Annotated in this window: 15 protein-coding genes; all 15 read left to right on the top strand. The window is 70.7% G+C overall.

Annotated features, from left to right (window positions below):
- Positions 1-107: 107 nt before the first annotated feature.
- The 15 genes from ACGFNN_RS21100 to ACGFNN_RS21030 all read left to right on the top strand — a co-directional run bounded on the left by ACGFNN_RS21100 (position 108) and on the right by ACGFNN_RS21030 (position 13,606).
- Positions 108-1,250 carry an AAA family ATPase gene (locus tag ACGFNN_RS21100; RefSeq protein ID WP_393558432.1) on the top strand — a complete coding sequence of 381 codons (1,143 nt, stop codon included), beginning with the start codon at positions 108-110 and terminating at the stop codon, positions 1,248-1,250.
- The gene (locus ACGFNN_RS21095) at positions 1,247-3,046 is read left to right on the top strand and encodes a hypothetical protein (RefSeq protein ID WP_393557850.1); all 1,800 of its coding nucleotides are present in this window, start codon (positions 1,247-1,249) and stop codon (positions 3,044-3,046) included. Before ACGFNN_RS21100 ends, ACGFNN_RS21095 begins: the two co-directional genes overlap by 4 nt.
- 150 nt (positions 3,047-3,196) lie before the next feature.
- Entirely contained in the window at positions 3,197-3,646 is a 450-nt protein-coding gene (locus ACGFNN_RS21090) for a hypothetical protein (protein ID WP_393558430.1), read from the top strand.
- Positions 3,647-3,745: 99 nt separating this feature from the next.
- Positions 3,746-4,171: a hypothetical protein gene (locus ACGFNN_RS21085; protein WP_393557848.1), complete on the top strand. Its 426-nt coding sequence runs from the start codon at positions 3,746-3,748 to the stop codon at positions 4,169-4,171.
- Positions 4,168-5,010: a relaxase/mobilization nuclease gene (locus tag ACGFNN_RS21080; protein ID WP_393557846.1), complete on the top strand. Its 843-nt coding sequence runs from the start codon at positions 4,168-4,170 to the stop codon at positions 5,008-5,010. Before ACGFNN_RS21085 ends, ACGFNN_RS21080 begins: the two co-directional genes overlap by 4 nt.
- 425 nt (positions 5,011-5,435) lie before the next feature.
- A complete protein-coding gene (locus ACGFNN_RS21075; RefSeq protein ID WP_393557844.1) occupies positions 5,436-6,185 on the top strand; it encodes a hypothetical protein in 750 nt (249 codons plus the stop codon).
- Between the two features lie 385 nt (positions 6,186-6,570).
- The gene (locus ACGFNN_RS21070; RefSeq protein ID WP_393557842.1) at positions 6,571-6,954 is read left to right on the top strand and encodes a hypothetical protein; all 384 of its coding nucleotides are present in this window, start codon (positions 6,571-6,573) and stop codon (positions 6,952-6,954) included.
- The gene (locus tag ACGFNN_RS21065; RefSeq protein WP_393557840.1) at positions 6,951-7,757 is read left to right on the top strand and encodes a DUF317 domain-containing protein; all 807 of its coding nucleotides are present in this window, start codon (positions 6,951-6,953) and stop codon (positions 7,755-7,757) included. The genes ACGFNN_RS21070 and ACGFNN_RS21065 overlap by 4 nt, the downstream gene beginning before the upstream one ends.
- Positions 7,758-7,783: 26 nt before the next feature.
- Positions 7,784-8,137 carry a hypothetical protein gene (locus ACGFNN_RS21060; RefSeq protein ID WP_393557838.1) on the top strand — a complete coding sequence of 118 codons (354 nt, stop codon included), beginning with the start codon at positions 7,784-7,786 and terminating at the stop codon, positions 8,135-8,137.
- Positions 8,128-8,952: a DUF317 domain-containing protein gene (locus ACGFNN_RS21055; protein ID WP_393558428.1), complete on the top strand. Its 825-nt coding sequence runs from the start codon at positions 8,128-8,130 to the stop codon at positions 8,950-8,952. The genes ACGFNN_RS21060 and ACGFNN_RS21055 overlap by 10 nt, the downstream gene beginning before the upstream one ends.
- Positions 8,924-9,544 (top strand): hypothetical protein, encoded by a 621-nt coding sequence (locus ACGFNN_RS21050; RefSeq protein ID WP_393557836.1) that lies wholly within the window; start codon positions 8,924-8,926, stop codon positions 9,542-9,544. Before ACGFNN_RS21055 ends, ACGFNN_RS21050 begins: the two co-directional genes overlap by 29 nt.
- A 2-nt stretch (positions 9,545-9,546) precedes the next feature.
- Complete coding sequence (locus tag ACGFNN_RS21045; protein ID WP_393557834.1) at positions 9,547-10,326, top strand: DUF317 domain-containing protein; 780 nt, start codon at positions 9,547-9,549, stop codon at positions 10,324-10,326.
- Positions 10,327-10,357: 31 nt separating this feature from the next.
- On the top strand, positions 10,358-12,148 hold the full coding sequence (locus ACGFNN_RS21040) for a type IV secretory system conjugative DNA transfer family protein (protein WP_393557832.1): 1,791 nt from the start codon (positions 10,358-10,360) through the stop codon (positions 12,146-12,148).
- Positions 12,149-12,431: 283 nt separating this feature from the next.
- Positions 12,432-12,848 (top strand): hypothetical protein, encoded by a 417-nt coding sequence (locus ACGFNN_RS21035; RefSeq protein WP_393557830.1) that lies wholly within the window; start codon positions 12,432-12,434, stop codon positions 12,846-12,848.
- Positions 12,845-13,606, top strand: a complete 762-nt coding sequence (locus ACGFNN_RS21030; protein ID WP_393557828.1) for a hypothetical protein — start codon at positions 12,845-12,847, stop codon at positions 13,604-13,606. Before ACGFNN_RS21035 ends, ACGFNN_RS21030 begins: the two co-directional genes overlap by 4 nt.
- Positions 13,607-13,632: the final 26 nt, after the last annotated feature.

Raw genomic sequence — 13,632 nt, 5'->3', positions numbered from 1 at the left:
CATCGCCAACCCGCCCGCACCCGCACCCGTTCAAGGAGGCTCGTTTGACCACACCCGTTACGCCCACCAGTCCAGCGCGCACCAAGGGCGGCGAACTGCGGGCCAAGGTGGCCCGGCTACTGGCCGACCGACCGACGGACAGGCTCACCATCGGGGACATGGCCAGGCAGCTGGGCCACTCCCACGGCGCCGTCCGCAACGCCGCCCTCACCCTGGTACGACGTGGCGAAGCCGACCAAAGCGGCACCGGACAACCGGAGTTCCGCGCGAACGCGAAAACCGCCGCAGCCGCGCAGACCGCTGTGATCAGCCCACCGGGCACCCACGCTCCCCGCGCCCAAGCGGCCACGGCCCGCACGGCCACTCCCGCCGCAGCCATCCCCAGGCAGACCGGCCCGATCCGCCGCGCGGGCGGCCAGCTCTACCACCCCCGGGAACTGGCCGATCTGCCCGACGTCGAGGCGCTGAACCGCCTGCGCGATGCCGACGTACCGGTGCTGCTCTACGGCCCTCCCGGCACCGGCAAGACGAGTCTGGTCGAGGCGGCGTTCCCGGACCTGCTCACTGTCGCCGGTGACGGCGACACCCAGGTCGGCGACTTGATCGGCGATTGGACGCAGGCCGACGGCGGAGGCTACGTGTTCCAGTACGGTCCGCTGGTCACCGCGATGACCGAGGGCCGCGCCCTGTTGATCGACGATGCCACCTTGATCTCACCGAAGGTGTTGGCGGCGCTGTATCCCGCGATGGACGGGCGCCGGCAGATCCAGGTCAAGGCGCACAAGGGCGAGACCATCAAGGCCGAGCCTGGCTTCTACGTGGTGGCGGGCCACAACCCCGGCGTCCACGGGGCGGTGTTGACGGAGGCCCTCGCAAGCCGGTTCAGCGTGCAGATCCAGATCGGCACGGACTACGACCTCGCCCTGGCCTTGAGGATCGATGCCCGGGTGGTACGGGTCGCCCGACACCTCGCCCACCAGGTCGAACTCGGCGAGCTGGGCTGGGCCCCTCAACTGCGAGAGCTGCTCAGCTACCAGAAGACCGAGGCCGTCCTCGGCACCAAAGCCGCGCTCGCGAACCTCGTCGGCATCGCTCCTATGGAGGATCGCGACGCCGTCGCAGACGCCGTCACCAAGGCCGTCGGCATCAAGAAGATCGCCCCCCTCACCCTCGGCAAGCAGCTCCCCTCCTCAGCCGCCCGGCAGCCGCCGGGCAGCGTCGGCTCCGCACCCCGGGGCCGCTCGCGATGAGCGCCCACCACCACGTCCAGTCGCCCGCCATCACGCCGGACGACGACGCCGACCTCGCACGCTGGGACGACGACGGCGCCCCGCCCGCACAACCCCGCACCTCCCCAGACGCATGGCTGCGCGTGGGAGCCGAACTCGGCGACCGGCTGGTCGCCCTATCCGGCCGCCAGGACCTCCTCGTCACCTGCCGCCCCGGCACGCGCAGCGGCGCACCGGCCGCCTACTTCCCCACGCTGGGCGAGGTCGAGTTCGACGCCCGTTTGTTTGCGCCACTGAAGCCCCAGGAGATCCATCCGCGGATCGTGGGCGACGAGGAGCGCTATCCCGCCGCCTGGGGCGTGTTCGTCCACGAGGCCGCGCACGCGGCTCACTCCGTCTGGACGCAGCCTGCTGGAGCAGACCCCCGTGCCGTCGAGGCCGCGCTCCTGCTGGAGGAGAGCCGTGTCGAAGGCGCGCACCTGATCACGCGGCCCACGGACCGCCGGTACCTGCGCACCAGTGCCCGAACCCTGGTCATGCCCGACATCGCCCACCCCACCCTCCAGGGCATCGAGCAGGCCGCCGGCGCGGCGGCCCTGATCCTCGGCCGCCGTGACGTCGGCATCCTGGACGCCGGTGAGACCCAGGCCGTCGCCGTTCTGTGCGAAAAGGTGCTCGGTGCAAACCTGCTGGCCACTCTCACCCGCATCTGGACCGCAGCCCAGCAGTGCGCTGACCACGACGCCACGACGATGCTCGTGCACGGCCAGAAGTGGTGTGACGCCCTGGACACCGCGGCACCCGACCTGCCCGTGCCGGAGAACCTCACCGACTTGCTGTCCGGCGCCGTGGGAGTCGTCATGGACAGCACGGCCGCCACCGACGCCGCCGACCTCGCGGCACAGGCCGCAGCGACCAACGCCATGGCCGCGCAGTCCAAGGCGCAGGCGCAGGACCGCGCCCAGCGGGTCGGCCAGCGACGCAAAGCCGCCGCCACCGCCAAGTCGGTCTTCAACACCCGCGGCACCACCGTCACCCCCGACGGCACACCGGCGCCCCGCAGCAATCCGGTCACCGGCACCCGCAGGCCCACCGCCGCCGAGCAGAGTGCCGCCGCGCGTCTGAGCCGCGCCCTGCGCGCCGCCGCCTACCGCGAGCGAATTGAGGAACGGACCACCAGCCCCACACCGCCCGGCCGCCTCAACATGCGCGCCGCCCTCGCCCGCGACGCGCAGCGCGCCGCCGGGGCGAGGCCCACGGCAGAGCCGTTCACCCACACCCGCCGCCGGAACTCCCCCACCCCACCGCTGCGTGTGGGTATCGCCGTCGACGTCTCCGGCTCCATGCGTGCCGCCTGCGCGCCCGTCGCGTCCGCTGCCTGGATCGTGGCACGCGCAGCGGCCCTGACTGACCCCGACTCCCGTACGGCCACCATCGCCTACGACCAGCACCTGACCGCACTGACCCGGCCCACCCACCGCGCACCAAAACACGTGACGACGTTCGATGCCACTGGCGGCCACCACAACCTCGGCGACGCCATCGACGCACTCGACCACGGCCTCGAACTCAGCCGCCCCGGCGCTGGCCGCCTCCTCGTGATCGTCACCGACGCCCGATACGTCAGCGACGAAACCGCTCAAGCCGTCACCCGCGTCAAGCAGCTCACGACCGCTGGCTGCGCCGTACTCCAGCTCACCCTCACCGCAGAGTCCCGCCACTTGCCGGGGACCACCTTGCTGCACCTGCCCCGGCCCTCCAGCGCTCCCACCGCCATCGCCACGGCGGCCACCGACGCCATCCGCAGGACACGCTGAGACGACGTGGGCCCCACACCACACCCCAACAGAGAGGCTCTCGATTTGAAGCCGCAGAACAACCGCGCGACCTCGAACGCAACGCCCGTGAAACAGAATTACCCGGGAGTCCGCACGGAATGGACCGTCGAGCACCTGTGCGGTGATTCGATCGTCCATGATCTGTCCGACCGTCCCGCCGACCGCCGCGCCGGCTTCGCCCGATGGCTCGCGGGCAGGAATTGCACCGAATGTTGGAAGGCGTCGCGCGACAGCGACACCGAGTCCAAGGAGAAGTGGCTCGCCACCAAGCGCTCCGAGGAGCAGCATGCCGCCGCCGAGTGGGCCGAGAAGTTCGACATGCCGCCGCTGGAGGGTTCGGAGCGGGCTCTGGCTTGGGGCGAGCGGTCCCGCCACCAGCTGATGACGCTCGCACACACCGTGCTGGTCGTGGAGGGGAGTTGGGACGAGGCGGATTGGGCGGAGCTGGAGGAAAAGGCCCGCTCGATCACCCGGGCCGGGTGGTGGATCGACCAGCGCGACGCCGAGGGCACCGACGTGCCCGAACTCCTCGACGCAGCTGCCGAGACGGACCGCGGGACGGAGAACCCCTTCCGCTGATCGCAGGGAACATAGCCGGGAAACGCCGGTTAGCCAAACCGGCGTTCCTCCGGACCATTGTTCCTCCCACCCCGCCACCGATTGCGTGGAAGGAACCGCATGTTCCAGCCCCCGCCCACCTCGGCCTTCGCGCCGACACCCGACCCGCTCACCCCCGACCGAGATATCACACATCGGCATTTCCAGGCCGGCGACACCGTCGTCGTTCTCAAAGGGGTCGCCGCAGGTGAACTGTGGGGAGATTCGATGCGCGTCGTCGCTCCGTCCTGGCATACCCCTACCGACGAGGACGGATGGCGACTGCATGATGCGACCGGCGGCACCCAGTCCTACGTCACTGCCCACCCCCGCTACCTCGTGCACCTCTCACGCCGCTGCCCGGACTGCCTGATCTACCTCCGGGCCATGGAAGACGCGCTCCTCGCGCGGTTCGCCGGCCGCAACGATCTGATCAACTGCGGCTGGTACACCACCACCGCCCTCGGGCACCTCGTCCACATCGCCGACGTCCGGAGCGGCCGGTGATCCCCCGCCTGCACGGGCGCTCCCGCACTCCGCACGACCCGCTCGAAGAAGCGCTGGCGCGTCCCCTGTCACCAGACCAGAGTCTGCCGGAGTACACGATCGTCGCTCGCTGGCCCGGTATGAACCGCTTCATCGCGGATGACGAGCAGAGGACCTGGACGTCGCTGCAGTGGGCCGATCACGTCGAAGAGGCCCTGTTGGAGCATCCGTTCGCCGCCAGCCCCGGTGACGACCGGGCGGCGATTCTCCATCTCGATGTCCGTCTGCACCCGGATGACCGGGATCTGACCGGGCTGGAGTGGGCCGAAGTCGCGCACCGGCTCGCGCGGACCGCCGGCATCGAGATCCCCGGCAAGGAAAGCGGCTGCGCGTGGATCGCCGTCCAGGCCCGGCCCGGGCGCCTCGACCTGATCGCCAACCTGATCCACCTCGACGGCGCGTGGCACGCTCCGCCCACCGACGTCCTTCGGTGCCTCGCGGACGAAGCCCGCCGCATCGAACAGGACCTCCACCTGATCTCCCCAGTACGCACCGGGCCCACAACGCGGCCTGCCCTCCGGATGGCGCCGACGGCTTCGGCCCAGCTCGCGAGCGTCCTCACCCAGCTCGCCGACGAACAGGTCGGTCCGCTGGCCGCAGTCCGCGGACTCATCGAGCACACCGCGCACCGGTTCGCCCGCCAGTCCGAAGCCGTCGACACCGCTCACCGCCTGGAGCTGCTCGCCCGCCGCCTGCTCGCCCTCCAGCAGGACCTGCACACCACGGCCGCTCAGATGGCCCAGGCCCGGATCGCCGCCGTGCCACCCTCACCCCCGCGCAGCGCCCACCGATCACCGTAGGACAAACGTCTCATTGCCCCTCGTCGAGCGCCTTCGGGAGGCCGCTACTACAAACGCGACAGCTGAGGCACTGACCGAGCTGACCACCACCCCACGACGGCCTCCTCGCCGCGTTGGATGAAATTCTCACCGTCACCGCCAACTTCCGGCCAGGCAGCCGACCCCCACATCGCGCGGGCGGGTGCGCGACCTCGCCGACGGGCACCTGTGCGTCTTCCGCACCGACCTCTCCGACACCCGCAACGTTCTCGCCGACCGGCATGAACCACACCCCGGGCCGCAACACCTGCAGCGGAGAGGTCCCCGCCACCGAAACCGAGCGCTCCGCTGTGTGCGCCAGCCCGCCCCCGGCGCGCGCTACCTGCCCCACCGCCCCCGGTGGCCGCCGGACTGCGCCGCTGACTCCCACCTCGCCCAAGGACACCATGCACGACCACGACACCTCCGAGCGCCTCGCCTCCTATGCCGACGTCCTCGTCGGCGAACTCCCCGACACCTGGATCAGCTCCCCCGTCCCGGCCGACGCGATGAGAAGCCTCGCCGACCGGATCTGGGACCTGGACCTTGTCGCCGACTTTCTCGCCGAACACCCCCATCAGCAGGCCGCCGTCCTAAGCCGCCCGGACGGCGCCCAGCTCGTCGTCCTTGACCGGCATGACAAGCGTGACGGATTCCTCATCGCCGCAGTCGCCCCCAGCGCCCTGCCCGACGAGGCGTACCGCGCCGTGCCCGAACCCAACGGCATCGCCTTGACGGACGACCCGTTCCTGAGCGCCGAGCAGGTTGCCGGCGACCTGCTCCCCCGCTACGACGCCGCGCTCGCCCAGGTGCGGCACAACGCCCTGGGTGGCATCCAGCACTCCCAGGCTGACCGGGTCGTCCTGACCTGGCAGCCGGACGGAAGCGTCGCCACCGCGCCTGTCGACGGCCGCGCCGCAGCGGTCCTCACCGCCAACGGCTTCGTTCAGGACCCGCAAAGCGGCATCCACCGCCTCAACAGCGACGATACCCAGGCGCAGGCTCGTGCCCTGCGTGAGATCGGCCCGCAGCTGGAGGCGATCGGTATCGGGACCGCCCTTCAGCATCTCGCAGGCCGGGCCGCACCCACGTCCGCTCCGGCCGCCGTGCCGCCGGTGCCGGCAGGTACCCGCGTGCCGGCGGCCCGAGGGCGATGAAGCAGACGGCGGCCTCCACACCGCCGAGTCCCACCCGACCCCCGGCCTCCCGCCGTCGTTGAGCCCGGTACCAGCCAGCGCCAGCTCCACCTCGCACCGGCCCGTCGCGCACCCCGTAAAACCTGGTGGCGCCGGCACGCTCCGGGGCCACGTCGCCCCGCTCGATTCCCGGAGAAACCTGTAGCCCGCACGCCCCCGCCCATCAGCCACCGGCTCAAGCCCCGCCTCGCAACCGCTCTGTTCCGCCGCTACCTGCGCGCCTGCATTCTGGCTAGCTCCGACCGCGCCTCTCCCCTGGCCGGCGCTCGCCCTGAGGCCGTCCTTTCCGAGAGGCAGCGCGTCGGACAGCGCCACTACCACTGACCGTCCACCGACCCGGAGGAGCATGTCCCACCCCGCCCCCTGCCCGGTCGAACTGGCCGACGACATCACCCGCCGGCTCGGCCAGCTCGCCGACCACCTTTCCCAGCTTCCCCCGCCCCAGGCCGCGCAGGTCATCGCCCGCATACTCGACCCGGACGCCGGAGTGCTCGGCGGCATCACCCACCTCGTCACCACCGGCAGTGTGTTCGCCAAGAACCAGGCCGAACTCGGCCTCCTACCCCCGGAGGTGTGGCTCGCTCTGGGCCGCGCCTCGAACGAACTGCACGACATCAGCCTCGACCTGGACGAACACCAAGCCACCTTGCGGCAGGTCGGCACCCAGCCCTCCACTACTGCGGCAAAGCCTCCACCCCCCGCACCGCTCGTGGTCCGGCGGCGCCGGTGAAGAAGAGGAAGCAGTGGTCCGGCTGGGGTCCGGGAGAGCAGGCCGAGCAGCATTACCTGGTCCAGCCCCGGGCCCTGGCCGGCGGCGGGGACATCCGGCACGTCTCAGAGTTCCTGCGCGCCTCAGGATGGCGGGACAAGTCCAAGACAGGCGGTCCTCTGCACATGGAGAGCCCGGACCGCACCCTTCGTGTCGCCTACGACCCCTACGTCCTGCCCGGCGGGTGGACCATCCACGGCAGGGCGGACGGGGCGAACGGGGAGTGGGCGGCTCACCTGGGCCGGCAGACGCCGGTGGAGATCGTCGCCGGTCTGACCGACGCGCTCACCCATCCCCGCTCCGCCCACGCCCCCAACGTCTGGGCGCCTTTGAAGGAGCACGAGTGGGACATGGGTTTCCAAGGCGAGCTCTACATGGCCACCAGCCCCGACGGCACCGCATGGATGCAGTACCACCACAGCCCCGACGGCTCGGCAATGTGGTGGACCGGAGCCAAGGACCAGCAAGGCAACGGCTGGACTGCCACCTTCACGCCGAACACACCGATGCACCTGGTGCAAGCCTTCTCGGCCGAACTCGCCGGGCCCGATCCCGTGATGCGCCCGCGCGGACGCGTCCCCATGAGCGCGCAGATCCGTACCTGGTCGGTCTCCGTCAAGCCCTCCCAGCTCAGCGCGTGGCAGCAGGCCCGCGTCACGGCAGCCCGCGCCGCCACCTGGGCCCGCAACAGCGTGCAAAGCACCCGGCCCCGCACCGACACCCGCCCGTACGCACCGGCCGGCGGCTCCCGGACCCGCCGCTGACCCGCCTCCCCGTTCGAAGGAGCCCGATGCCCGCACCCACCCCGGACACCATCCGCACCCTGACCGAAACGCTCGCCGACCTTACCGACTTCCTGCGCGATGATCCCGACCCCGAGGAAGCCCTCGCGCTCGTCGAGCCGCTTCTCGACGAGTACACCGGCGTCCCCGTCCAGCTCGCCGACGTCCTGCGCGCCCTGGCCCGCGCGGTACAGAGCCATCTCGACGACTCGCGCACCGCCGAGACCGCCCTCCTCGTGGCAGAGCTGCGGACCGCCGCCTTGCAGCAGTCCGACCAGCACACCCTCCACTACATCGTCGATGATCTGCGCTCCCTGAACGAGGCGTACGACAGCGAGCAGGGGTGCAGCTGGTGCCGGTGAGCGAGCGGCAGCTCGCCGCCTTCGCGCACAGGCACGCCACCCAGCTTCCGTTCGACACCAGTCCGCGTCACCTGGCCGGCTCTGGGGATGCCCGCCACGTCACCCATGGCCTCGCCGCCGCCGGATGGACCTGCACATCCGACCCGCTCAGCCCCGAGATCGTGCTGCGCAGCCCGGATCAGCGCTACAGCATGCAGTTCGACCCGCAGTCCGCCACCTCCGCGTGGTGGCGGCTGCAGGCCGAACCCATCCGCACCGAGCGGGGCTGGTACGCGGAGTTCGGCGAACTCGTCCCTGCCGAAATCCTGGGCCGTCTCACCGACGCCCTCATCGCCCCGACGCCCACGGAGCACGTCGATCCGTTCCAGGTTCTGGAGTCGGCGGGGTGGATTCTCGAATCTGCGACCACAGTCCATTCCCCCGACGGGATGTGCCACGTACATCGGCCGACGGACGAAGGCGTATGGCGGTCGTCCTGGCGGGTGGAGACCTGCCAGCCGGGATTCGAGACGCCGATGGGCCCCCGGATCTGGCACGCCTTCATAGACGAGTCCATGCCCGAACACCTCGTCGGTGCCTTCGCCGCGGCACTCGCCGACCCCGCCCCGCTCCAGCGCGCCATGTACGACCGGACCGCCCACTACAGCGCCGAACAGAGCCTGAGCCGGCTCACTCCCGAGGACGTCGTGGCAGCCCACAGCACCCGGCTCGACGCCATCCGAGTACAGGCCCGCACCGCCCGCCGCCAGCAACGGGCCCAGCCCGCAGTAACTCCGGCCACGGCCCGTGCCGTTCGCCCGGCCGTTCGCCGCTGATCCCGACAGGACCCTCACCATCTCCGCCGACCACACCGCACACCGCAAGCTCCTCCGTCACCTCGACCGCTACCTGAGCGACAGCAAGAAGATCCTCGACGCGTGGGACGTCTACTCCGACGAACACACCGACCTCGACGGCTGGCCCCACGACGACCACGCCTACGGAATGCGCGCCAGCCGGCGCGACGCCGACACCGCCGAAGCGTTCGAGGACATCCGCACTGGCGCCCGCCACCTGCTGGCCACGGCCGAAGTGCAGCTCGGATACCTCCCCCCCACCGCGGTGCAAAACCGCTGGGTCTACCAACTGGGCGTGCTCCAGACCGCACTCGACCGGCTCGACGAGCTGCACGAGCGGTGGCTGGAAACCCGCGACAGCCTCCCCGCCAACGCCCAGCCCGGAACCCCGGTCTTCGATGACGCACTCGCCGAGCACCACGCCGAATCGTGGAGTTACCTCGACGACTGGGCCAATCACGGCCAGACCCTGCGCGAGATCAACTCCGCCGCCCGGCACACTTCTTCGCCCCTGGCTCCGCCTCCGACCACGGTTCCCGCACCTGGCCGGCGAACCCCCGTGCGGCGGTGAACGTGTCCCCGATCCTCGAGACCGTCGAAGTCGATTTCATCACCCCCCGCCATCTCGCCGGGGGTGGCGACCCAGCCTGGGTCACCGTGCCCCTCCACAGGGCATGCGGCTGGAGCCACGGCGACGATCCCCTGGTGCCGCAGGTCCTGCTTTCCAGCCCTGACCACAAGGCTCTCCTGCATCTGTGGCCCGACCCCGCAGGCCAGTGGTGGACCTTGAGCCACGCGGGGGAAACGGAACAATCCGCCTGGTACGCGAGCTTCGGCGCCCGCACACCGGTCGAACTCATTGCCGCCGCCACCGACGCCCTCACCGACCCGGCCCCGCCGACTGACGCTCCCTTCGATCCGTACGAGCCCCTTCGACAGACCGGCTGGTCGCCCACCTCCGCAGGCAACGGCCTCGCGTCACCCGACAGCACCGCGTGCCTCCAGCGGCTAGGCAGCGCGGAAGAACCGGGCGCCTGGTTCGTCACCGCCGCCCTCGGCCCGGACCGGCCGGTATGGCAGGCCCGCTTCGGTGAGCACATCCCCGCCCGACTGGTCACCGCGTTCACCGCTGCGCTTGCCGATCCGAAGCCCGTGCTTCGCGTCGACAGCGGGGGCAGCCTCCCAACCCGTAACCCGAACATCGTCACCCGCCAGACCACGGACGTACGCGCCGAACTCCTCGCCGGGGCGCTGGAAGAACGCGTCCACTCCCTCGCCGCCCGGCAGGCCGCCCCGCCGATGAGTCCGGCCCCCTCGCGACAACCGCCGGCCAAGAAGCGCCGCAGCCGCTGAACCCCCGTCCCCGCCCGGAAGCACGTGCCCCTTGCCCCCTTCCTCCTCCAACAGCAACACCGACGGATACGACCTCGTCCTGCGCCTCCTGCTCGGCGTCCTCGCCATAGTCGTTCCCCTGGCCCACCTCGCCTGGCTCTGCGGCAACATCACCGCCTACCTCACCAGCACCGCCTGGGCCCCCTACCAGCCGACCGCCTCCCTGCTTCACCCCGAGCAGGTCTGGCCCCACGCGGGGAAATCGGCCCTGCTTATCGGGACCCGCATCGTCCCCGTACTCCTGTTCCTGGCCCTTGGAACAGCAGCGGTCCTCCTATGGGTCCGGTACAAGAACCGAGGCGGCGGCCGGAGGAAGGTCACCGCCATGGCCAAGGCCCGGGACATCGAGCCGCTGATGGCCAAGGCGATCACCGACAAGGCCCGCTCACTGCGTCCGAGCCTGAAGGACGCCAAGCACATCGCCGCCAAGGACACCGGCATCCTCCTCGGTAACCTTCAAGGCAGCCGTCACGAGGTGCGGATGGGTTTCGAGGACGTCGCCGTGGCGATCATGGCCCCCCGGTCCGGCAAGACCACCTCACTCGCCATCCCCTCCATGCTCAGCGCCCCCGGCCCGGTCCTCCTCACCTCGAACAAGGCCGCCGGAGACGCTTTCACCACCGCTTACGAGGCCCGGGCGGCGGCGGGGACGGTGTGGACCATGGACCCGCAGCAGATCGCCCACGCTGCCCGCGAGATGTGGTGGAACCCCCTCGCCAGCGCCACCACCCTGGACGGGGCGAACCGGCTCGCCGGACACTTCCTCGCAGCCTCGGTGGACGCCTCCCAACAGGGCGACTTCTGGTCCAGGGCCGGCAGCAACATCCTGTCCCAGCTGCTCCTGGCCGCGGCCCTCGACGAGCGGCCGATCACCGACATCATGCAGTGGCTCGCCTTCCCCGCCGACCGCGCTCCGCTCGACATCCTCCGCGACCACGACTTCGCCGCCGTCGCCGCTCAGCTCAAGGGCACTGTCGAAGGGCCGCCGGAGACACGTGACGGCATCTACGAGACCGCCCGCCAGTACGCCGCCGCCCTGCTCAACTCCGAGATCGCCGCGTGGGTGACGCCGCAGAAGGACGTCGCCGAGTTCCGGCCCGCCGACTTCGTCACCTCCACCGACACGCTGTTCCTGCTAAGCAAGGACGGCGGCGGCGGGGCCTCGGCACTGATCGCGGCATGTGCGGACTCGGTGATGCGCGCCGCCACCGCCCAGGCCGAACGCGCCGGCGGACGCCTCGACCCGCCGATGCTCGCGATCCTCGACGAGGCCGCCAACGTCTGCAAAATCTCGGACCTTCCGGACCTGTACTCCCACCTCGGCAGCCGCGGCATCATCCCCATCACGATCCTCCAGAGCTACCGCCAGGGCCAGAAAGTCTGGGGCGACGCGGGCATGGACGCCATGTGGAGCGCCTCCACCGTCAAGGTCATCGGCTCCGGGATCGATGACCCCGACTTCGCGGACAAGCTCAGCCGTTTGATCGGCGACCACGACGTCGAGACGACCTCGACCTCGCACTCGGAGTCGGGCAAGTCGACCTCGGTGTCGATGCGGCAGGAGCGGATCCTGCCCGCCGACGCGATCCGCGCCCTGCCCAAGGGCACCGCGCTCTGCTTCGCCACCGGCATGCGGGCCGCGATGCTCGACCTGCGCCCCTGGTACCGGGAGCCCGGTGCGGAAGAACTGTCCGCAGCGTCCGCCCGTGCGTCGAAGGCGATCACCGACCGCGCCGTCGCGAAACACGCGCCGACACAGTCCGGCTTCGGGCAAGCCGCCTGAGCCGTATGTACTTGCGCCCGGCGCCGATCCGCTCCCGTGAGGTGGACGACTGCGCGCGCCTGGCAACTAAACGCCGGCCGCCTGCCTCGGGCCAGATGACACCCCCTCCCGGGCACGTCGCCCGCTTCCTGTGAGCCCCTGAGCAAACGTCTCGCCCTAACCGTCTGCGGGACGGGCTGGACGAGCGCGGATTCACACTCCTGGAGATGACCTGCACATTTACGAACCCACCGACCTCGATGACATGTCCCCGCGCCACGCAGTTGATGCCGTAGCTGCGGACATGCGCGACCACCACATCACCGTGGACGGCACCGGCCTGTTCAACGCCACGCGGCACATTGGCCTGCTGTGCCACCTCACCTCGCGCATGACCGCCGACGCCGAGTACGAGCTCGCCCCGAACATCGCCGGCCTCCCGCCCGCCGAGATCCTCGGTACGACCGCTGGCCACCTAGGACAGGCCATCGCCCACTACACGCAGGCCCTCACCCCACTCATCGCCCTCACCACCACGGTGCAGCCCAAGCTCGACTCGCTCGACTACCACAGCCGCCTGCTGGCCCACCTCGACGACGCCGGCCGGGCCCTGACCGAAGCCCGCACCGCGCTGGAGGCACCGCAGCCTCCCGCTGCTCCCAGCGCACCCGCTCCGGCACTCGCCGCACCGCTCGCACGCGCTGCCCGGCGCCGCGCATGACAACACCGCCCGTCGAGGGCCTTCTGTTTGAGGTCCCCGCTCCGCCGACGTCGGTCGAACGGTTGCTGCTGCTCGCGGACCAGTACACCCGCCACAACGACATGCTCGACCTTCTTCTCCATGCCAGCGGGCATTACGAGCCTGACGCCCACATCGCCTCAGCACGGCGACTCGCATCAGCAACCCGCACCGCCCTTCAGGCGCTCACCAACGAGCGGCTCTATGAGAGTCCCGAGGTGGCCGACGCGACGCTCCGCCTCCAGCAGCTCGCCTTCCTGAGCACCGCCTGCACAGAGCAACGTCTGTCGGTGGCGCGGGCGTTGACCGCGCTGGCCCCAGAGGCTGCCGTGGAAAGCGCCGTGCGCGTAGCCGGAGAGATCCGGCGCCGACGCTGGAGCACCACCGACGTTCCAGACCTGCAACTGACCGCCACACAGGACCTCGCCCTGCAGGAGATCGCACGCGGACACGTCGTGGCCACTACATCCCAGGGTCGGCACTACGTCTATTCCCGGGACGCCCGCGTGCTGATCGGCACGCTGCGGTCGCTGGAGGCCAACGACCTCGTCGAACGCGTCCCGCAGTCCGCATCCCCTGCCTGTGTCGGGGGGCCGCTGCAGGACCGAGTCCGTCTCACCTCGGCTGGAACCACCGCCCTGGCCTCCACCCTCGGCCTGCCTCCGGCCGCCAAGAGCCCGTCGGTAACGGTTTCGCCGCCCGCCCCTGCCAGCGCGCGGACGGCCGCCCGAAGCCGCTGACCGACCCTCCAGCGCCGCCCCTTTTC

It is taken from the genome of Streptomyces sp. NPDC048590, assembly GCF_043199535.1.
In the GTDB taxonomy this organism is placed as follows: Bacteria; Actinomycetota; Actinomycetes; order Streptomycetales; family Streptomycetaceae; genus Streptomyces.
The sequence above is the reverse complement of the archived record's forward strand: the minus strand, read 5'-3'. Positions and strand labels throughout refer to the sequence as shown.